Below are 20,195 nucleotides of genomic sequence, written 5' to 3' on the forward strand. Positions count from 1 at the left end.
GGATAGATTCGCCGGCGCCGTGAACACCTATTTGGAACAACTGAACCGCGAGGTGCGCGCCGGTGCCGTGCCGGCCGGGGCCAAAGGCAAAGTTCGCGTCCGTATCCTCGCCCGATACCGTCACCTGCTCAACAGCATCCCCGCCGGCTACGGAAACAGTTGGGATCACCTGAACATACAGATCAACACCGTCCACGGCGCAAAAGGCCTCGAAGCTGACTACATCGTGATCCTTGGAATGACCAAAGGCAGATATGGGTTCCCCAGCACCATCATCGATGACCCCGTACTCGAACTCGCGATGCCCGACGGCGACACTTATCCCCTGGCCGAGGAACGGCGCCTCTTCTACGTCGCCCTCACACGGGCCAGACGATCAGTGTTGCTCCTCACCGTCGAGGGCCACGAATCCCCCTTCATCAAAGAACTGATAAAGGATCACGGCCTCACACTGCAAAACCAAACCGGACAACCAATACAAACGGTCATCTGCCCCACATGCGGCAACGGATTCATGACCCAACGCTCCGGCAAATACGGCACCTTCTACGGCTGCAGCGAATATCCCGCCTGCACAGGCACCATGAACACCGCCACCTACGCCAAAATGACCAACAGCCCCGCGGCACAACCACGGCCGAAAAACACAGGCATGGGCGGAGCTTTTCCAAACTGACGAAACTGTGGAACCAAGGTCCTGCTCGGCCCGACAGGCCCGCACGGACCGGGGTGGGCACGAACCGGATACGCGCGCAACACTGAGGTCCGGGAATGACCGCTCCACCAGCGTTACCTCCCAAGTCTCTTCCGGATGAGCGCCGGAGCATGGAGTGCTGTGGGCAGGTCGTTGCCGCTGTCCAGACGGCGGTCAAATACGGAGCCAGATCGCGTCGGGGGTCCAGTCTTAGGGCTGACACCGTCTCCCACTGGCTGCAGGTCCTTGCCAGGGCAACTGGGGCCCGAGGGAGCTGGATAGATCTCTCAGCGCCTCCGCTTCACTCAGGACAGCCGGGGCGTTGATGACCCCGTTCGCGGCGATGTTCCACGTTCAGCCGGATATGCCAATATAAGACTCATGCGACTTTATCAAAGTCAAGCTTTGTCAACAGCAAGAAGTCGAAAGGCCTCTGAACTGCGGAAACACTGTGCCCGAGGTGCGACTCGAACCGTCTTCCAGCCCTTGCAAACACTGGGAACCCGCGAAAACATGCAGAATTCGGAGCGATCCGAAGACAGTAATACCCGATCCAGAGCCGAGAGTGTGGACAATGTCCACACTCTTACTTTTGGCCTGTGACGCCCTGCTGAGACTGACGGAATCACCATTACGGGACTTTAAGCAATCTGCGGGCTAAAAGTCGGCATTTTCCCGCTAACGCCGATGGATTCTCGCGCCGAGGCGGGCCTTAGCTGGAGACCACTTCCCGCTTGGTGATCGTCCAGTGATAAGGATGAATGCTTTAGCGTTCAGGGCGAATGGCTTCTTAGGCCCCGAAGGGGACAGTTTGCTGGCGGCCAAGCTGATACTGGGGCCACCGGCGGGATTCGCAGTGCCGTCGTGGCCGCGGCTCTTGTGTGCGTTTCGTGTCGAGTCCGCACCCAAACTCGTGGGCGGAGGCCTGCCGGGGCAACAACTGCTGTCGATGGACCTTGCCGTATGCGATCCAGTTAGGCTTCTGGGTGCAGGCTGGGTCTGCGTTGCCTCCCTTGGCTCGCCAAACACATAGACAGGCAGGATGACGGGAGGGATGCAGCACCGTGGAAATCCGGAGACACGGGGCCAGGGCGGCGCAGCCTCGTAAGCATGCGCCGCCGTGACCCAGCCAGTCGCCGGACCGCGACGGCCCCTGGAGCTGTTGTTTGACCTGGCATTCGTCGTAGCGTTCGGACAGGCGGCGGACCAATTGACCCACGCCATAGTCTCCGGTCATGCAGCGTTGGGCGTGGGCGGGTTCATCTACGCCATTACGGGCATCGCGTCGGTCTGGGTAAGCTTCATCTGGTTCGGCTCGGCTTTCGGTGTGGATGACTGGGCCTACCGCCTCGCCACGATGATCCAGATGATCGGTGTGATGATCCTGGCATTGGGCCTGCCCGACTTCTTTCGGACTCTGGAAAGCGGCGATTCCATCGATCCCCGGGTCATCATCGCCGGGTACCTCGTCATGCGGGCCGCGACGCTCCTGCAGTGGACCCGACTAGCTCGCCAGGACCGCGGGCAGCGGCGCTCAGCCCTCCAGCACACGCTCCTCGTGGGCACCTCAATGACCGGATGGCTGGGGATTGCCATCACCAGGCCGACGCTCCCCTTGTTTGTCCTGGCGGCCATAATCCTTTTCCTGCTGGAAATTACCGGAACCCGCCTCGTCGAACAGCGCAGCGGCGAAGTGGGGTGGAATGCGCACCACATCGCAGAGCGTTTTGGCCTGCTGGCAATCATTGCTCTTGGCGAAGGTGTCTTTGGAACTATCGCCTCGGTCAATGCCTTGGTCGGAATCGCCGGATGGAGCTTCGACGCCGTCACGGTGGTGACCGCCGGAGTCGGCCTGACTTTCGGCCTGTGGTGGATGTACTTTGTGACCCCCCTATGGCTGGGTCCTCTCGCGTTTCCGCCGTAAGTTTCAACCCTTCATCTACCTGCATTTTGCCCTGTATGCAAGCATCGTTGCGATTGGCGCAGGCCTCCATGTGGCCGCCTACGCCATCGAGGGAGCCGCGGGGATTGGAGCCTTCGCCTCCACACTCACCGTGATCATCCCGGTCGCCTCTTTTGCCTGGCCGTGATGGCCGGCAACACCTACATACTGCAGGAATTCGACGGACTGCACGCATGGCTGTCCGTCGCCACCACGGCCATCCTTGCTCTGGCCGCCACGGTATCCGCGGCAGGTGTGCCGATTGGAGTGACATTGCTGATCGTCACCGCCGCGCCGGCTGTTTCGGTCGTGGGCTTCGAAGCCGCCGGCCGGAAGCACCAACAGCAATCACTCGCGAACCTCGCGCGGACAGCACCGGTTGATCACTAAGTGCTGCAGGGCACCAGCAACGGCGAGCTCCAGCATCAAGAAGAATGAGTTGCCGAATTCCGCAGTCCCATCCCTTGACGGCTCAATATGGCGCAGGTTACAGTTTACAGCAATCTAGTTATACGAATAACTGATACGAATAACCAACGGCCCAAGGAGGTGCCCATGGCACGACCCCGCCCCCATTCAGGACCCACCATGCACGACGTCGCGGCGGAAGCGGGTGTCTCGCAGGCAACCGTCTCCCTGGTCCTGAATTCGGCCACCGGATCGCGTTTTTCGGACGACACCCGGAAACGGGTGCAGGATGCCGTCCAGAAGCTCGGGTACCGCACCAACGCCCATGCCAAAACCTTGCGTGACGGTGTCTCTGGAATCATAGGATTCCTCGGGGATGCCGTGGCCACCGCTCCCTTTGCCGGGAAGATCATCGAGGGCGCGCAGGAACGGGCATGGGAAGACGGCCTGCTCCTGCTCACTATGAACACCGGCGGAAACAAGGCCCTCGAGGCAGCGTCGCTGGACTCCATGCTCAGCTACAAGGTGGCTGGCGTGGTGTATGCGGGCATGTACCACCGCCGCTTGGACGTTCCCGAGGCGCTGATGGACGTCCCTTCCGTGGTGCTGAACTCCCAGGACCGAAAGCTCCGCCTGCACAGCGTGGCTCCCGACGAGGAATTGGGCGGCCTTACGGCTACCCGGCATCTCCTGGACGCCGGCCATACCCGGGTGGCTATGATCAACATCGAAACCCTGGAAAGCGAACTCCCCGCCGCCGTCGGACGCTTTCGGGGCTACACACAGGCCATGAGCGAAGCGGGGCATGGCGTTCAGCCGGAGCTGGTGCGCTTCGGCAGGGGCAACGAAGAGGATGGCTTCACCCACGCCATCGAGCTGCTTACGGCTGCGGAGCCGCCCACCGCCATCTTCTGTGCCAACGACCGTACCGCCTGGGGCGCCTATCAGGCCGCCCAGGAACTGCACCTTTCGATTCCGCGTGACCTATCCATCATCGGCTTCGACAACCAGGAAACCCTGGCCCCGCACCTGCGGCCCGGCCTCACCACCCTTGAGCTGCCGTTCGTGGAGATGGGACGCCGCGCCGTGGACCTCATCCTGCAAGGCGCCGAACCCGACGGCCAGGTGGAATTCATCACCTGCCCCCTGATCGAAAGAAACTCAGTGACTCATCCCAAGGAGAAGCCATGAGCCGCATCCTGGCTCGATCCACACCGGCAGCGCCGCCGGCTCCACCCGCTGGACCAACGCGCCGCACTCCCCTGCCACTGCGGCTGAAGAAAGTCGCCAGGTCCTGGCAGTTATACGTATTACTAACCCCGGCCCTCATATATATCGCGGTCTTCAAGTACTGGCCGATGTACGGAGTGCAGATCGCCTTCCGCAACTACAACCCGGTTGACGGCTTCACGGGAAGTCCGTGGGTGGGGCTCCAGCACTTCATCAGGTTCGTGAACTCATACCAGTTCGGCCAGGTTGTGGGGAACACGCTTTGGATTGCGGTGCTCGGGCTTGTAGTGGCCTTCCCCATCCCGATTGTCCTGGCCCTGCTGGTCAACCAGCTGCAGAGCGAACGGTTCAAGAAGTTCACGCAGACGGTGCTGTACTCGCCGGCTTTCATCTCCACGGTGGTGGTGGTGGGAATGATGTTCGTGCTGCTGTCGCCGCGGTCGGGCCTGGTCAACAACGCCCTCCAACTGGCCGGCGGCGAGCCGATCTTCTTCATGGGTTCGGCCGAGTGGTTCCGGCCGATCTATGTGATCTCGGATGTCTGGCAAAACGCCGGTTTCTCCATGATCGTTTACCTGGCTGCTCTCTCCGGCATCGACCCTGCGCTGCACGACGCAGCCAAGGTGGACGGCGCCTCCAAACTTCAGCGCATCCGCCACATCGACCTTCCGGGCATCATGCCCGTGGTCACTGTCCTGTTCATCCTGGCCGTCGGGAACCTGCTCAACGTCGGTTTCGAAAAGGCCCTGCTGATGCAGACCAACCTGAACCTGCCGGCGTCGGAAATCATCCAGACGTACGTCTACCATGCGGGCCTGCAGCAGGCACAGTTCAGCTATTCGGCCGCCATTGGCCTGTTCAATTCCGTCCTCAACCTCGTGTTGCTGCTGACCTTCAACTGGGTAGCACGCCGGGCCAACCAAGCAACCCTCTGGTGATGCCGCTATGACCCTCCATACCGAACCCGTGGCCACTCCGGCCGCTGCCCAGCGAATCAGGCCTGGAACGCACGATCCAGGCCCCGGGCGGCCCGTCCCTTTCCGCGAAAAGTGGGCCGACAAAGCCTTCAACATCACGGCCATCACCATCCTGACCCTGTCCATCATCGCGGTGGTCTACCCGCTGTACTTCATCGTCATCGCCTCCGTCAGCGACCCGAATGCCGTCTATGAAGGCAAAGTGTGGCTGGTCCCCTCCGGGGTGACGCTGGAAGGCTACCAGCGCATACTCGCCGACAGCCGGATCTGGAACGGCCTCGGCAACACCCTTGTGTACACCGTGCTGGGGACTGCCATCAGCGTGAGCACCATCCTGTGCGGCGCCTACGCCCTGTCCCGGAAAGACATGCCGGGCCGGAAGATCCTGATGCTGCTCTTTGTGGTCACCATGTTCTTCGACGGCGGCCTCATCACGAAGTACCTGGTGGTCCGCGACCTGGGCATGCTCGACACAGTGTGGGCCGTTGTCCTGCCGGGTGCGGTGGGCGTATGGAACCTCATCATCGCCCGCTCGTTTTTCGAACACACCATTCCCGGCGAACTCCGCGAAGCCGCCCAGATGGACGGCGCCAACGACTTCACCTTCTTCTTCAGGATGGTCCTGCCGCTGTCCAAGCCGCTCATCATGCTGATGATCATGGTCCATGTGGTGGCCCACTGGAACTCGTTTTTCGACGCCCTGATCTTCCTCAACGATGACACCAAGTACCCGCTGCAACTGGTCCTGCGCAACATCCTGATCCAATCGGACGTCTCCTCCACCGGCACCACCGGCGGGGACATCCAGTCCTACGCCGCCGCCCAGCGGATCGCCGAACTGACCAAATACGCCATGATCGTGGTCTCCAGCCTCCCGCTGATGATCGCCCTGCCGTTCATGCAAAAGCACTTCACCAAGGGCACCATGATCGGCGCCGTCAAGAGCTGACACCCCTCAAAACCAATGCCCGACGCCGTTGCCCCGCACCGCCGTCGTGCTGCTCCCCTCCACCCAAGCAAAGGAAAACCCATGGCAACCAGCCGCAAACTCGCCGTCGCCGGCGCCCTGATGGCAGGAACGATGCTGTTCACCGCCTGCTCAGGAAACTCCAAGGGCACCACGGAGATCAAGGATTCGTCCGCGGACTTCGGCTTCCAACAGTCAGGACTTCCGATCGTCAAGGACACCCTGACCCTCAAGTTCTCCGGAACTAAAACCGCACTGGCCCCTGACTACAACACCATGTCCCTGGTGCAGCAATGGGAAAGGGACACCAACGTCCACATCGAGTGGCAGAACCTTCCCGAAACCGTGTTCAAGGAAAAGAAGAACCTCATCCTTGCCAGCGGCGACCTGCCCGACGCCTTCTTCAACAGCGGCCTGACCGACGCTGAAATCGCCACGTACTCAGCCAGCGGAACCCTCATCCCGCTGGAAGGACTGATCGAGAAGAACGCTCCCAACCTCTCAAAGCTGCTCACGGACCGGCCCGACATCAAGGCAGCCATCACCTCCTCCGACGGGCACATCTACTCCCTCCCCTCCATTGAGGAGCTCGGCTTGGTCCAGTTCCCCAACGAAATGGCCATCAACACCGCCTGGCTGGACAAGCTGGGCATCCCGATGCCCAAAACCGTCAACGAACTCCACGACGCCCTGCTTGCCTTCAAGAACCGCGAAGCATCCGGGACCGGCAAGACGATCCCGCTGAGCTTCATGCCTGGCTCATGGTGTGGGGACATCGTGGACCTGATCGCCGCACTCGGCGGTGTTCCGGACAACATGGACCACAGGATCGTCCAGGACGGCAAGGTCATTTACACCGCCACCCAGGACGGATACAAGCAAGCGCTCCAGACCCTGCACCAGTGGTACCAGGAAGGACTGATCGATCCGGAATCCTTCTCCCAGGACGACAAGGCCTACCTGGCCAAGGGCAAAGCCGGAACGGAAAACCTCGGGTCATTCGCCTGGTGGGAGATCAAGGAAATGGTAGGCGCCGACCGCGCCTCCGACTACAAGCTGCTGCCGGTCCTGGAAGGAGTGGACGGCAAGCGCCGGGCCAGCCAGTCCAATAACCAGGAGATCGCGCGCGGCGCCTTCGCCGTGACGCGGGCGGACAAGTACCCCGCCGCCACCATCCGCTGGGCGGACCACCTCTACGACCCCATCCAGTCTGCCCAGGCCAACTGGGGACCCATCGGCGAAACCCTGCAAAAGGACCCCGCCACCGGGCTGCTCACCCAGATCCCCGCACCGGCGGGCACCAGCGAAGGCGAACGTCGGCAAAAGGTCGCCCCGGGCGGTCCCAAAGCCAACACCGCTGAAAACTTCAAAAACGTCGTAGCGCCCGAACCCCGCGCCGCCGAGCGTCAGAAGACGGTCCAGGAGAACTACAAGCCCTTCGCCGCCAACGACGGCTACCCGGCGGTCCCGCTGTCCAATGAGGAAATCCAGCAGATCAGCACTATCGAGTCCGACGCCGCCACCATCGTCAAGCAGTCAACGGCCAAATGGATCGTCTCCGGCGGCATTGAGAACGAATGGGACGGCTACGTCTCACAGCTGAAGAACATCGGAGTGGACAAGATGGTCGAGGTCTACCAGCAGGCCTACGACCGGTACAAGAGCAACTCCTAAGCCCCCGGCTTTCCCTCCCGGTGCCGGGCGCGGACTCCGCGCCCGGCACCCAGCCTGCGCCGCCCCGGCCGGCGGCATCACGAAAGAGACCCATGAACACTGTCACGTCCACCCTTGAGACCTTCCGCCCGGCCATGCACTACACGGCCAGGGACACCTGGCTCAACGACCCCAACGGCCTGGTCTTCCACGAAGGCACCTACCACCTCTACTACCAGAACAACCCGTTCGGGAACGTCCACAGCAACATGTCCTGGGGACACGCAACATCCACAGACCTGGTGAACTGGGAAGAGCAACCGGTGGCCATCCCATGCGATGACACTGAGGAGATCTTCTCCGGCAGCATCGTGGTGGACCACGGGAACACCTCCGTGCTCGGCAACGACGGCGCCGCCCCGCTGGTAGCCATTTACACCAGCGCCTACAAGCCGGCCTCAGCCCACCCCGGCATCCAGGCACAGTCCCTCGCCTGGAGTACAGACGGCGGCTACTCATGGACCAAATACGCCGGCAACCCCGTACTCACGCGTGACTCCCCCGCGTTCCGCGACCCCAAGGTCTTCCGCTATGAAGGCCCCGCAGGCAGCTACTGGGTGATGGCCGCCGTCGAAGCCCACGACTACGCTGTCCTCCTCTACCGTTCCGACAACCTGAAGACCTGGGAGTACCTGAGCACCTTCGGGCCCGCGAACGGCACGGGAGGCATCTGGGAATGCCCGGATCTCTTCGAACTTCCCCTGGACGGCGACGCCGGGAACACCCGATGGGTCCTGACCGTGAACATGAACCCCGGCGGCCCCAACGGCGGGTCCGCCGGGCAATACTTCGTAGGACAGTTCGACGGCGTCACGTTCCGCTCCGAAACCACGGTCACCGAGGGCATGCAGGACGAGGGCCGCGTAGCCGACTACCAGTGGCTGGACTGGGGTCGGGACTACTACGCAGCAGTCTCCTTCAGCAACGTCCCGGACGGCCGCCGGCTGATGATCGGCTGGATGAACAACTGGCAGTACGCCAACCACATCCCCACCTCGCCCTGGCGCAGCCCCATGAGCCTCGTCCGCGACGTCACCCTCACCTCCGTCAACGGACAGCCGCGGCTGGTCCAGCAACCCGCCGCCGAATACACCACCAATTCGGTTCCCGCTTCCGCTCAGCAGCTGCAACTGGACGGGACGGTTGCGGTCTACGGCGGCACGGCCGTCCAGCAGATACAGGTCACCTTCACTCCGGGAACAGCGGAAGAATACGGCGTTGCGGTCAGGGGCGGCGAGGATGGTGCCGCTACCAGGATTGGCATCCGTCCGGTATCCGGCGAACTCCTTGTGGACCGCACCAACTCCGGCGACACTGGATTCCACGACGCCTTCCCCTCCGTCAGCACCGCACCAATCCAGCCGGGCCCCGATGGGACCTACTCCCTGCAGATCTTCATCGACCACTGCTCCGTTGAGATCTTTGCGCAGGACGGGCTCGTGACGCTGACCGAACTGATCTTCCCTGACCCCTCCGCGACCTCGCTGGCGCTCTACTCGACCGGCGGAACAGCCGCCGCTTCCCTGCAGCTGACGCCGCTCGCCTGAAACATGAACACATGCTCCAAACAACCGCACGGCCCTGACGTCCTTGTGGTCGGCGAGGCCCTGATAGACGTCGTCAACTCTCCGGAAGGAGTCTCCGAACACCCCGGCGGTTCACCGGCAAACGTGGCCTACGGGCTGGGTCGCCTGGGGATCCAAACCAGCTTCCACACGTCGATTGGCCGAGATCCCCGGGGGCGCGCGATCGCCGCCCACCTGAACAGCGCCGGCGTCGAACTCCTGCCAGGTGCACACCGCGACAGCCCAACGGCCACCGCAACCGCCACTTTGTCCGCCGATGGGTCCGCGTCCTACCAGTTCGATATCAGCTGGGCCCCCTTACGGATCGCTGCGCCCATCCTGCCGCAAATCCTGCACACGGGATCCCTCGCTTCGTTCCTGGCGCCCGGAGCCCTGGTGGTGAGGGAACTCGTTGCACAGGCTCATCGTCGGTGTCTTATCACTTACGACCCAAACATCAGGCCGGCTCTGCTGGGCTCCGTATGGGAGGCACGGTCGACGTTCGAGGATCTGACGGCATTTGCAAACGTCATCAAACTCAGCAACGAGGACGCCGCCTGGCTCTACCCAAAATTGACGGTGGAGGAGGTTGGCGAGAAAATCCTTCGCCTCGGACCCGGGCTGCTCGTCACCACACTGGGTGCAGACGGATCACTCCTGATGACTCCTCACGGCAGTGTGCACGTACCGGCGTTCCCCACGCAGGTCGTCGACACCGTCGGAGCAGGAGACTCATACATGGCCGCCCTGATATACGGGCTACTCGCGCGCGGAACACACGGGCTGGCGCCCCAGGCCCAGGCAACACTCGGCCGAACGGCTGCCGCCGCAGCCGCAATCACGGTCAGCCGAAAAGGCGCAGTGCCGCCTACCGCCGACGAACTGTCGGCACGGCTGCAGCAGGACGGCATCACGGCTTAGCTCAAGCCATCCGCGAACACTGGCCTCAAGGTTGATGTTCTGAGTACATCCGCGGCTGGCGGAAGGTTCAGCCGTCAGGCCGGTGGCCCGCACGTCGTGTTCTTCGTGGCGGCACCACCGCCAGTCACCCGCATGGATCTATTCTGCCGGCGTCCGCAGTTCGTGGGAAAGCTCGTCCAACTCCCTGCCGCCAGCCATCTCCGTCGTCAATTCACCCAGTGATACCTCGTCCCGGTGTTTGTCCAGCAAGCACCGGCCCAATTTGAGGACAATCTACGCCTCCGGCCGAGCGCTATCCGGCCAGCGAAGGCGCGGCCAACAACTCGTGGTCGACTGGACCCGGCAGGGGCTTCGGTAGCACGGCCTTCTCCAATCGCTGCAGCAGCCACTCCGGCAATCCAATGATGGCCCTCGCGCAGTCAGAGTGAAACCAAAAAATGCTGGCGCTTCTTAGGAGCAAGGATCAGCAAAGGACAATCTGAGCTGGCAGGTTGGAGGCAACGACTTCCCCACCACGAGTGCCAGTCATAAAATTGAGGGGCTGGGCGACGGTGCCATCGGGGTCTGGCCGGGCCTGGTGCCGCAGACGGCCCTGACCTCTAACCTCGTCCCGACTGGATGCGGAAAATGCGCACGAAGAATCATGATTGGATGCCGGCGGCCCTCGGCTTGCTCCTCGTTCTGTCCGGCTGCACTTATTCCCCGGATGAGCCAAAGCCCTCGTCAAGCTCCCCCAGTCCCTTCGCTTCCCTGGAAAATCAGATCCAGTTGTTCATGAATGAGGGCGCCGTAGCCACCGTCGTACAAGTCCGCTGGCCCGAGGGCGAGTGGTCCAAGGCCTACGGCGTGCGTGACCTCGAGTCCAGGACCCCGGCTCAGCCCACGGATCGGGCCGAGGTCGCCAGCGTCACCAAAACGATGACAGCCGTGACCGTGCTGAAACTCGTGGACGACCACCTCATCGGACTCGACGATCCCGTCAACGACATCATTCCTGGGTTCACATCCGCGCTCAAACCCCCGGGCCCCGTCACCGTGAGGCAACTGCTCAGCCACACATCGGGGATCCCCGAGGTCAACGATGCCCTGCCCAAGGATGTCGACTTCCGCCCCGTGCTGTCACAGACACTCACCATGGAGCGAGGCCTGGAGCTGGCAGGCACCCTCCCCTGGACCCCGGCCAGTGTCGGGACCTTCAAGTATTCGAACACCAATTACCTTGCCCTTGGCCTCCTCGTCCAGACACTGCGGCACAAGCCCTTCGTCCAGGTCATGCAGGAGGAGGTCTTTGACCCCCTCGGCCTGAAGCACACCAGTCTTGACCATCTCGACCCTCACGAGAACGGGCTACTGCACGGTTACGTGACCCTCCGCGGAGAACGCATCGACACCACAGACAACACCTTCACTGTCGGCAACCCGGCTGGTGGCGCGGTATCGACCATGGAAGACCTGAACCTCCTCATGGCTGGCATCTTCCAGGGGCGGGCGGTCTCTCCGACCTCGCTGAAGGAGATGAAAACCAGCCCCGGCTTTGGCCCGTACGGGCTGGGCGTCTGGGAGCACGCGGACGGATGCTCGAAAGAGTCGAGACACGAGGGCCTGGGCTCGTTCGATGACTACCAGACGGTAGCCGTGAGCAGCGCAGACGGGCGATACCAGGCAGCCATGACAGTTACAGTGCCACCAATGCCCTCCGGATTTGAGGATCCGTCCACTGCGGACAAGCGTGATCTCCTCAATGGCCAAATTGAGTCGACGCTCAATGAGACCCTTGATCGGCTCTGCACTCCCGTTCAATGAAAGAATCAGCTGAACGAGGATCATCCCCCGGGTGGCGGCAGGGAGGGCATCTGGCTCGCCAACGGGCGGCGACTCTAGGGGCGGGAAGCGTACGGAGTTGGCAGCTCCGGAAGCTCGCCGCGGAAGACGGTCTGCGGGTCCAGGCCGACCGCTTCAAGGATCGCCCGGGCCAAGGCTGGCGCATGCTCGGCCCGGTACTCCACCGAGGCGCTGACGCCGTTGGCCTGATCGATCTGGATGCAGGCATCCGAGGTGTGGATGGGCTTCCACACCTTGAGGTGGTCATCCGGGATGACGGTGTCCCGGTGCCGGTGCACGAAGTAGTCCTCAGCGGCCATGGCGGTCTCCTCCTGAAAATGGGCAAGAGAGCACTATAAGCATGCCTGGGCTGTCCGGGCCAGTGGTGCCGGACACGTGGCCCGCGCCCGAACCGTGGCCGGCTCTATCCTCCTGCCCAATGGCTGAAATTGCCTCCACCGACGGTGCGTTCATCGTCGTCTTTGCCGCACCGCCGGCAGCGCCTGTATAGACGGCCGTCGTGGGCGTGCTCGACATGCCAGTCGTGCCGAATATTCAGTTTGCACATCAGGATTTGCAGCATGGTCTTCTCCGATCCGCGAATCCGGCACCATCAATGATGGCCCTTACAGGACCTAAGGAAAACGGGCGAATAGTGGCCAACCTGTGAGATGCGCAGGGGCTTGTATGCACGTCGCGTCTGGTAGGCCCTAGGATTCAGATAGCAGGACCACGTACGTGGGGTGATGGTCCCGTTCTTCCTGGAGCCAATCGGGAATCCGATGCACCCCATCCTGGTTTGAGGACAACGGATGTGGGATTTGACTGGCCTGGAGCTGACGGGCGTCTACGGCACCTGGTCCGGGCGATCGTACGAGCTGGTCAACCACGAAGCGGAGATCATGACCCTGGTGATGAGCGCTGAAGAGGCGCCAGGGCCTGACTGGGTTCACCGGGCACCCGACGCCTTCTATGGCGAGTCCATGAGATGGGAAGCTCCACGTTCCCCGAACCGAGGTCACCGACGTCCACGCCACCATCGTCCAGGGCACCATTGAGGGCTATTTCGTGGACATCCTCGCCCAGCGGCATGACCGTGCGTGGGCCGTCTCCGCCGAAAGCGCGACCGACACCTTCGCAGAGCTGCTGCGCCGGCTCGGATTGGTTCCCGCCGGTGATGCGTGGAGCGGGTGGGTGCCGGAGTCCGAGGTGTTCATCACCAGCCGGGCCAGTTACGTCCCCTGGCCTCAGCCCTGCTCCTGTCGCAGATCCTTGATCATGATCATCGCCGAGCAGAGGCAGACCAGGCCGCAGTCCGGGCACGGGTACTCGGTGAAGGAGCCCTTGGACCAGTAGCCGCGGATCCGCACGATCGGTTCGAACCCGTACCGGGCCAGGAGCCCCAGTGATGAGCTCTTCGGATCCGGGTTGATCCAGGACGCGACGCTGACGATGCTGCAGCCCGCGTCCCGGAGAAAGTCCATCCGTGCTTCGACCAGGGCGGTGCCGATGCCACGCCGGCGGGCATGAGGTGCAACGGCGGAGGCTTTCAGCTCACCGACCCGCAGGTCCGCAAAGCCTGTCTCCGGGTAGTCCGTGGTGCGGAACCTGGCAGCGAGCCTGGCCTTGGCAGCATCATCCAGGACGTGCGCGGTGGCTGCCCCGAGCAGGCGTCCGTCGGACTCGGCGCGGACCAGGATGGATTCCTCGGACCGCATGGTCCGCAGCACGTCGGCGGTGAAGCTGTCCCCGAGGGCTGTGTTCAGTAATGCGGTGGCGTCGACCGCTTCGGGACGAGATCGACTTCACGGAGGCGATGATCCGCCCCCGGATCGAGGGCCGACCTCGACAGAAGCCACCTGTTGCTGTGGGCGTCGTGGAGGTCGAGGGCACAGTCGGGCCTATCCGGACCGAGCAGGAGCAGCGAGAGTACGGAGAGCCGAACGCACGCTGTGACAAGCGGGGAGGACCCTTCGAACTGGGCTTTGAGGCGGCGCGAGGCCGTCTGTCGTACATGCAGCATCTCTACCGACACGGTGGATTCATGGGCCACCGGGAGGACCTCATGGAAGACATTGAGCTCGAGGAGCGGCACATCAAGCGGCTCGAGGCAGAGAAGCTCACTGAAGCCTTCTGGGGCAACAGAAAGGCCCGGTCTTTTTTTACGCGGACCGGGGCCTTCCGCGTTGTCAGATGCCCGGATACGTCGGCGCGGGCTCGGCTTTCATCTCCCGGGAGAGGCCCATGCCCATGACGACGAGGAGCGGGACCGCCAGGAGAACCGTGAAGAAGAGGATCGCTCCGCCGGTGAACGGGATGGCCATAAGCCCCGCGAGTAGGGCAAAGCCGGCGAAGCTGATAAGGAATCCTGGCCAATTCTTCCTTCGTCGCCTTGGATTTCATTGAGGGTGGCCGGAACCATGATCTGATCCTCATCAAAATCTGTTGGAGCGCCGAAGTATCGGACCGCGCCGGCAAAATATCTTGAGTAGCGCCCGCCTGAGGTGAAAGACCCGTCGATCGCCGCGCGCAGTGCTAGTGCCTTCTGCAGAACGTAGAGGAAACCCTGCGCCGCTTCTCCTATTTCCGGCCGAAGATGTGCGGGAAAGGCTGCGTAGTGGAGGGTGATCCGCATCAGATCATGTTCCGGGCCGAAGCCCATAATGAACTGGAAGTCCTTGGATTCTCCAAGGAAACGGAGTTGACTAAAATCCTTCCTCGTTACGGCTTGATTCGGCATGTAGATGGAGCAAGTCCGAAGGTCTCCAAGATCACGGACAACTGGACTGCCATCTTCTACGTTCTCTGCCAGCGCGTCCGCGTCTTCAAAGAAGCCGATCTTGCCTTTGCTTGTTAGGAGAAACCCATGCCAAATCTGCTGGTCCTCGCCTCGCCCGTCGAAGAGAGTAGCAGCAGCAATGTGTTGGTCTCCTGAAAAATTTGGGTCGCTTCCGTCGAAGTAGCGGAGCGCACCACGCATGATTTCTAGACTTTCGTCGTAGTCAGAATCGTTGTCGTTGTGCTCCTCACTCTCAATGCTCACTTCATCTTGAATGAAGACTTCCGTTGGTTCGTCTAACGCACCGACCGGCTGCTTCGGTTGGTCAGCGATGGAGCTATCGATCAGGTCATTGGCGATGGGCTCGTGCCAAGATCCAGCACCAAAAACCCTTTCCCATAAAAGGATTCGCTGACGGTGAGCTTCTACCCCCATTGCATAGCGCCCGAGTATTTGAAGTGCGTTATTCACCGCTGCCGTTACCTGGCTTCGTTGTAGAACGGTCGGCGGAACGCCGGATACCCGCTTGTGTTCTTTGAGGTACGCAGCTTGCGCCAAGCACAGTGCCTCAAAGTCCGCGTAGCCGGCCATCAATAGCCGCGACACCATTCCGTTGAGTGCCCCATCCATCCATCCCATTGATGAAGCATCGTCTACGCTCGCATCTGGAGTCAAAAGGCGGCCAAGCCAAATATTTCGAAGTTAAGAATCCGCGTAATTGATTCTTGAAAACGAAGGGTTTCAAGAACAGCTTGAATCGCGAATTCCGGGCTCGATCGCTCGCCTGACTGGGCGCAGCGTCCTGCCCCGGAAAATTGGGACGACGAAGAAAAAGGATGTGAAGTTTCCCGATAGGTGGCGGCGTTCTGTGATTGCTTTTTGTCGTTATGGGCCAGCCGCCAAATGACTTGCGTCGCGTCCGCAATGCCGATGCTTTACCCACCACGGCACCACGGCAGGTGAATCCAGCTTCAATTCGTCGAGTATTGCGTCGGCCGCGACGGTTGTTTCCCGATAAATCTCAACTGCATCGACCAGCGTAATGTTCGGCGGCGGGTGGAAGTCTGCCTGAGCGTCGTCGGCTTCGATAACGCCCCTGATAACGCGGTTCTCAATTTCCCGTCCAACACATGAGATGAAGTATTGGGCTTCGGTGACGGCCAGGTGGAGCAGTAGGCCCATGACATGGGTGCCTGTCGGAGTCAGGGGAGTACGCGCCTGGGCATCACTCAAGCCCTCACATTTCCACAAGATTGCTTCACGGGCATCGTTCAAATACTCACGAAGCTGTGCCCCTCTTTCACTTTAATGGATTGGCATGAACTGAACGCTACACGCTGCTGTGTGCCGTATCCCTAGGGATACGGCACTAGCGAGCAGCAGACGCAAGCTGGCCTGACTGCTTCTTACACCCGCCTCGTGACATCCCAAGACGACCTTTAGGTGGCCTGGAGCACTGCCATTCATCACCGCAGACCACCCCAATTGCAGTCAGGCTGTGGTCCAAGAATCTTTCCTGCAGCGTTACCGAAAGGTTTGTGGCCCAGCAGATATCAGAATCAAGTACTCACGACCATCAAATAAAAAGACATAAATGTGGACAGTGTCCACACCCCCTTTGGCAGGACAAACCGAGCTCATACGACTCCCGGGCGTCTTCGTGGAGCCCTCCAAGAACATGCGCCCCCAACTCGACGAAGTCATGTTGTGCCCGCAAGCCAGGACCATGAACTGGTGTTGGCCACCCCCGACCAACCCGACACAACCGGAACGAGGAACCGTAACCCAGCCACAGTAGGCGGAAGGCCCACCAGCCAGGGACTTGAACCCGCCACCCACGCACCTGAATAGGCTCCGCGGCAGCCAGGCCAAAGCCCCGCGACCTAACCCGTCAGACGACGCGACCGCAGGCTTTGTACACACGTCAAAGCAAAATCGCCCCTGACGAGGGAATACGTCGTGCCCGAGGTGGGACTCGAACTGTCTGACGTCCCTTGAAAACCCTGGGAACCCGCGAAAACATGCGGAATCCTGGCCAAACCGAAGGCTGTTTGGCTCAGTACGAGACGAAAAGTGTGGACAATGTCCACACTCCCTTCGGGGGCGCCGGAGGACTACCGGGGCACCAGATGCCTGGAAATCTCGGCGGCAGAGTCCACCAGGTCGACAGTGCCCGCGGCGACTCCGACCACGAGGTCGAAGCCCTCATCCGTGGTGAAGCCATGCCGGTAACCATTGATCCACAGCAGCAGCACCATGAGCGTCCACGCCGTCCGTCTGTTCCCATCAATGAGTGGATGGAACCGGGCGACCGACTCCAACAAGGCTGCCGCCTTCACCGCAAGTTCCGGATACGCCTCCACGCCCATGACAGTCGTAGCCGGCCTGGCCAATGCCGAGGCCAACAACCCCACATCACGGATATGGAAGCCATACCGATCAACTACCTGAACTGCATCCTCAATGCCCAGGTACGCCGTCACGCGTCCTCAAGGCGCTTCAGCAACTCAGCGTCATGACTCATCACAAAATCAAGCCCTGCGCTGATTTCACGCCGGCGCGCGTGGCGCTGCAGAACCAACTCTGCGCCCTGCAACAAAAGCGCGGACTTGGACGTGTGCTCCTCGGCAGCCAACTTCTCCAGCCGTCGATCGAGGTCTTCAGGGACACGGAGATTCATAGCCATGCCTTCATGGTACCAAAACGGTACCCGCCCTTGCCCGGGCGCGCGCCGCTAATTAGACCAGACCCACCCGAGCAGGATCGAGGTGTCTTGGAAGGCTCTGTTGTTTTCCAGGCGCTACGCTGCCGAAACCAAAAGTGTGTTTCCTTCCGACCTCGTTCCAACACCCTCAAACCGACGCCCGCTCACCTGTCTCATAACTAAGGATGAGTACCAGATTTGGGCTACGAAGTTATGAGACATAGTTACAAGAATCGCCGTTGCCCTCGCGCGTCCAACATTGTGACTCGCGGCGCTATATGGCGGCATTTTCACGACACTAAATGTCGCGCAGATGACGCTGCGAATGGGGAGCTGGACCCAAAAAGCCGGCGCGGTTTTAGGCGGTTCTCTCAAGGTCGGACGGGGATTCGTTCTCCCGCTCCTCCAACGCACCTGTCACCGATGCTGTGAGGCTGTTTGCGATGTGGGTGCGAGCGAGTTCTGCCGCGCCGGGACCGTCTCCCGCGGTGACGAGTTCAAGGATTTGGTGGTGCTGGTTCAGGTCGATGGTGCGGGGCTCGTCACCGGAAGGCAGCTCCAGGCCGATGCGCCGGTAGCGGTCGGACTTGTCCCAGAGGTCATCCAGGAGCTTGATCAGGGTTGCGTTGTGAGAAGCCGTGTAGACGGCGCGGTGGAAGTCGCGATGAGCGATGATGGCGTCTTCGCCCCACACGCGCGTGACGGGGAGTAGTTTTTCGGCGGCCGACCGGATGATGGCAATGTCAGCGTCGGTCCGGCGGTAGGCGGCCAGTTCCGTTGCGGACGGCTCCAGGGAGAGGCGTACTTCCAGCAGTTCGCGGGCTTCGGCGGCGCTCATGTCAGCCACCTTGGAGTCGCGGTGGGTGTCCATCGTGATCAGGCCCTCACTCGAGAGCCGGCGGATGGCTTCACGCAGGGGGGTGATGCTCATCTGCATGTTTTCGGCCAACTCGTATTGAGAGATGCGCGAGCCGGGGGCTAAGGCGCCGGAGAGGATCATCTGACGCAATTCGCTGTACGCCAGGCTGCCTTTGCTCGAAAAGACGTTGGTACTCATCTGCCGCTCCAAATCTGTGGGAGCGTTGCCCCCGTCCCGCTAAGTGTAGCCCTCCAATCAACATCTTATAAGAAATCTCGTCGCCGGGCTTGTGCTCCGGGTCACGGCCCGCTAGCCTCGAATCAACGTCTTATAAGATATTTGCATACCCCACCTGCCGGATACGCGGCAGTGCCATGGCGCGAGCATCCATCTTATAAGAAATAAGATCCGACCAAGAGAGATTCAAAGATGAAAATCGTTTCCGCCCACGTAGGCACCATCCCCATCAGTTCCTCCATCCGGAACGCGTTCATTGACTTCACCAAGATGGACTGCACAATCATCGCGCTCGTCTCCGATGTGTTCGTTGACGGCAAGCCGCTGGTCGGCTACGGCTTTAACTCCAACGGCCGCTACAACGCTACGGGCATCCTGCAGGACCGCATCTTGCCGCGCCTGCTGGATGCTCCTGCCAAGGACCTCATGGATGAGAAGGGCGAACTGTCACCTGAGAAGGCGTGGGACATCATGATGTCCAACGAAAAGCCCGGTGGCCACGGCGAACGGTCGGTCGCCGTCGGCGTGGCCGACATGGCGCTGCACGACCTAGCCGCAAAGATCGCCGGTGTCCCCTTGTACCGGTGGATCTCGGACCACTACGGTGACGGCAATCCGGACAAGGACGTCTTCGTCTACGCCGCCGGCGGCTACTACGCCCCCGGCAAGACCCTTGAAGACTTGCAGAACGAAATGCGCGGCTTCCTGGCCCAGGGCTACAACATCGTCAAGATGAAGATCGGCGGCGCCGACCTGGCCGAGGACCTTCGCCGCATCGAAGCCGTCATCGAAGTCCTGGACGGCGACGCGTCCCGCCTGATGGTGGACGTCAACGGTAAGTTCGACCTGGATACCGCCCTGGAATACGGAAAAGCCATCGATAAGTACGGACTGTTTTGGTACGAAGAAGTCGGCGACCCGCTGGACTACGCCCTGAACGCCACCCTCTCCGAGCACTACAGGAACCCCATCGCGACCGGTGAGAACCTGTTCTCCCTCCAGGACGCACGGAACCTGGTCCGCTACGGCGGCATGCGCCCGGACCGTGACTTCATCCAGGTCGACCCGGCGTTGAGCTACGGCCTCACCGAATACCGCCGGATCCAGGACATGCTGGCCCAGCACGGTTGGTCCTCCCGCCGCTGCATCCCGCACGGCGGACACCAGTTCTCACTGCACATCGCCGCAGCCCTCAAGCTCGGCGGCAACGAGTCCTACCCCGGCGAATTCCAGCCCACCGGTGGATTCACCGACGACGCAGTCGTCGTCAACAGCCGCGTAGCCCCCGGCGACCTGCCCGGCATTGGCCTGGAAGGCAAGGCCGAGTTCTACAAGGTCCTGCGCGGCCTGCACGAGTAAACCACCCACACCTGCCTGG

The 20,195-nt window shown here is 61.5% G+C and carries 17 protein-coding genes and 1 pseudogene; 11 read left to right on the forward strand and 7 right to left on the reverse strand.

Annotated elements, in window-relative coordinates; translation table 11 throughout:
• The first annotated feature begins 19 nt into the window (after nt 1-19).
• From ACX5I6_RS16265 to ACX5I6_RS16310, 10 genes are all read left to right on the forward strand, one after another.
• Complete coding sequence (locus ACX5I6_RS16265; RefSeq protein WP_461841148.1) at nt 20-676, forward strand: 3'-5' exonuclease; 657 nt, start codon at nt 20-22, stop codon at nt 674-676.
• A gap of 1,138 nt (nt 677-1,814) precedes the next feature.
• Nucleotides 1,815-2,618: a low temperature requirement protein A gene (locus ACX5I6_RS16270; protein ID WP_461841149.1), complete on the forward strand. Its 804-nt coding sequence runs from the start codon at nt 1,815-1,817 to the stop codon at nt 2,616-2,618.
• A gap of 165 nt (nt 2,619-2,783) precedes the next feature.
• Nucleotides 2,784-3,026: a hypothetical protein gene (locus ACX5I6_RS16275; RefSeq protein WP_461841150.1), complete on the forward strand. Its 243-nt coding sequence runs from the start codon at nt 2,784-2,786 to the stop codon at nt 3,024-3,026.
• A gap of 165 nt (nt 3,027-3,191) precedes the next feature.
• Nucleotides 3,192-4,235, forward strand: a complete 1,044-nt coding sequence (locus ACX5I6_RS16280) for a LacI family DNA-binding transcriptional regulator (protein ID WP_235509766.1) — start codon at nt 3,192-3,194, stop codon at nt 4,233-4,235.
• A gap of 167 nt (nt 4,236-4,402) precedes the next feature.
• Nucleotides 4,403-5,212: an ABC transporter permease gene (locus ACX5I6_RS16285; RefSeq protein ID WP_461841151.1), complete on the forward strand. Its 810-nt coding sequence runs from the start codon at nt 4,403-4,405 to the stop codon at nt 5,210-5,212.
• A 7-nt stretch (nt 5,213-5,219) separates the two neighbouring features.
• A complete protein-coding gene (locus tag ACX5I6_RS16290) occupies nt 5,220-6,200 on the forward strand; it encodes a carbohydrate ABC transporter permease (RefSeq protein ID WP_461841152.1) in 981 nt (326 codons plus the stop codon).
• Nucleotides 6,201-6,281: 81 nt separating this feature from the next.
• On the forward strand, nt 6,282-7,892 hold the full coding sequence (locus ACX5I6_RS16295) for an ABC transporter substrate-binding protein (RefSeq protein WP_461841153.1): 1,611 nt from the start codon (nt 6,282-6,284) through the stop codon (nt 7,890-7,892).
• Between the two features lie 92 nt (nt 7,893-7,984).
• Nucleotides 7,985-9,478, forward strand: a complete 1,494-nt coding sequence (locus tag ACX5I6_RS16300) for a glycoside hydrolase family 32 protein (RefSeq protein ID WP_461841154.1) — start codon at nt 7,985-7,987, stop codon at nt 9,476-9,478.
• Nucleotides 9,479-9,481: 3 nt separating this feature from the next.
• Nucleotides 9,482-10,417, forward strand: a complete 936-nt coding sequence (locus ACX5I6_RS16305) for a carbohydrate kinase family protein (RefSeq protein WP_461841155.1) — start codon at nt 9,482-9,484, stop codon at nt 10,415-10,417.
• Nucleotides 10,418-11,191: 774 nt separating this feature from the next.
• The gene (locus tag ACX5I6_RS16310) at nt 11,192-12,220 is read left to right on the forward strand and encodes a serine hydrolase domain-containing protein (RefSeq protein ID WP_461841156.1); all 1,029 of its coding nucleotides are present in this window, start codon (nt 11,192-11,194) and stop codon (nt 12,218-12,220) included.
• 74 nt (nt 12,221-12,294) lie between these two features.
• On the opposite strand, the gene ACX5I6_RS16315 is transcribed toward ACX5I6_RS16310, so the two are convergent.
• The 7 genes and pseudogenes from ACX5I6_RS16315 to ACX5I6_RS16345 form a co-directional block, all read right to left on the reverse strand.
• The gene (locus tag ACX5I6_RS16315) at nt 12,295-12,558 is read right to left on the reverse strand and encodes a hypothetical protein (RefSeq protein ID WP_461841157.1); all 264 of its coding nucleotides are present in this window, start codon (nt 12,556-12,558) and stop codon (nt 12,295-12,297) included.
• Nucleotides 12,559-13,485: 927 nt separating this feature from the next.
• Entirely contained in the window at nt 13,486-13,968 is a 483-nt protein-coding gene (locus tag ACX5I6_RS16320) for a GNAT family N-acetyltransferase (RefSeq protein ID WP_461841158.1), read from the reverse strand.
• Between the two features lie 494 nt (nt 13,969-14,462).
• Nucleotides 14,463-15,647, reverse strand: a complete 1,185-nt coding sequence (locus ACX5I6_RS16325) for a hypothetical protein (protein WP_461841159.1) — start codon at nt 15,645-15,647, stop codon at nt 14,463-14,465.
• Between the two features lie 255 nt (nt 15,648-15,902).
• Nucleotides 15,903-16,295 (reverse strand): annotated as a pseudogene (locus ACX5I6_RS16330) (mycothiol transferase); the annotation flags it as partial.
• An 836-nt stretch (nt 16,296-17,131) separates the two neighbouring features.
• The gene (locus ACX5I6_RS16335) at nt 17,132-17,500 is read right to left on the reverse strand and encodes a type II toxin-antitoxin system death-on-curing family toxin (RefSeq protein ID WP_461841160.1); all 369 of its coding nucleotides are present in this window, start codon (nt 17,498-17,500) and stop codon (nt 17,132-17,134) included.
• Nucleotides 17,497-17,703 carry a ribbon-helix-helix protein, CopG family gene (locus ACX5I6_RS16340; protein ID WP_246857429.1) on the reverse strand — a complete coding sequence of 69 codons (207 nt, stop codon included), beginning with the start codon at nt 17,701-17,703 and terminating at the stop codon, nt 17,497-17,499. Before ACX5I6_RS16340 ends, ACX5I6_RS16335 begins: the two co-directional genes overlap by 4 nt.
• A 376-nt stretch (nt 17,704-18,079) precedes the next feature.
• Nucleotides 18,080-18,778 (reverse strand): GntR family transcriptional regulator, encoded by a 699-nt coding sequence (locus ACX5I6_RS16345; RefSeq protein WP_141181450.1) that lies wholly within the window; start codon nt 18,776-18,778, stop codon nt 18,080-18,082.
• Nucleotides 18,779-19,009: 231 nt separating this feature from the next.
• Here ACX5I6_RS16345 and ACX5I6_RS16350 point away from each other — a divergent pair, with 231 nt between their 5' ends.
• The gene (locus tag ACX5I6_RS16350) at nt 19,010-20,176 is read left to right on the forward strand and encodes a mandelate racemase/muconate lactonizing enzyme family protein (protein ID WP_461841161.1); all 1,167 of its coding nucleotides are present in this window, start codon (nt 19,010-19,012) and stop codon (nt 20,174-20,176) included.
• The last annotated feature ends 19 nt before the right edge of the window (nt 20,177-20,195 follow it).

The organism is Arthrobacter sp. MMS24-T111, assembly GCF_054888995.1.

What these genes read in the sequence shown, in the direction of transcription:
- ACX5I6_RS16275 (WP_461841150.1), top strand. Translation starts at nt 2,784, where the DNA reads ATGGCCGGCAACACCTACATACTGCAGGAATTCGACGGACTGCACGCA.
- ACX5I6_RS16280 (WP_235509766.1), top strand. Translation starts at nt 3,192, where the DNA reads ATGGCACGACCCCGCCCCCATTCAGGACCCACCATGCACGACGTCGCG.
- ACX5I6_RS16285 (WP_461841151.1), top strand. Translation starts at nt 4,403, where the DNA reads ATGTACGGAGTGCAGATCGCCTTCCGCAACTACAACCCGGTTGACGGC.
- ACX5I6_RS16290 (WP_461841152.1), top strand. Translation starts at nt 5,220, where the DNA reads ATGACCCTCCATACCGAACCCGTGGCCACTCCGGCCGCTGCCCAGCGA.
- ACX5I6_RS16295 (WP_461841153.1), top strand. Translation starts at nt 6,282, where the DNA reads ATGGCAACCAGCCGCAAACTCGCCGTCGCCGGCGCCCTGATGGCAGGA.
- ACX5I6_RS16300 (WP_461841154.1), top strand. Translation starts at nt 7,985, where the DNA reads ATGAACACTGTCACGTCCACCCTTGAGACCTTCCGCCCGGCCATGCAC.
- ACX5I6_RS16305 (WP_461841155.1), top strand. Translation starts at nt 9,482, where the DNA reads ATGAACACATGCTCCAAACAACCGCACGGCCCTGACGTCCTTGTGGTC.
- ACX5I6_RS16310 (WP_461841156.1), top strand. Translation starts at nt 11,192, where the DNA reads ATGAATGAGGGCGCCGTAGCCACCGTCGTACAAGTCCGCTGGCCCGAG.
- ACX5I6_RS16315 (WP_461841157.1), bottom strand. Translation starts at nt 12,558, where the DNA reads ATGGCCGCTGAGGACTACTTCGTGCACCGGCACCGGGACACCGTCATC.
- ACX5I6_RS16325 (WP_461841159.1), bottom strand. Translation starts at nt 15,647, where the DNA reads ATGGATGGGGCACTCAACGGAATGGTGTCGCGGCTATTGATGGCCGGC.
- ACX5I6_RS16340 (WP_246857429.1), bottom strand. Translation starts at nt 17,703, where the DNA reads ATGGCTATGAATCTCCGTGTCCCTGAAGACCTCGATCGACGGCTGGAG.
- ACX5I6_RS16345 (WP_141181450.1), bottom strand. Translation starts at nt 18,778, where the DNA reads ATGAGTACCAACGTCTTTTCGAGCAAAGGCAGCCTGGCGTACAGCGAA.
- ACX5I6_RS16350 (WP_461841161.1), top strand. Translation starts at nt 19,010, where the DNA reads ATGAAAATCGTTTCCGCCCACGTAGGCACCATCCCCATCAGTTCCTCC.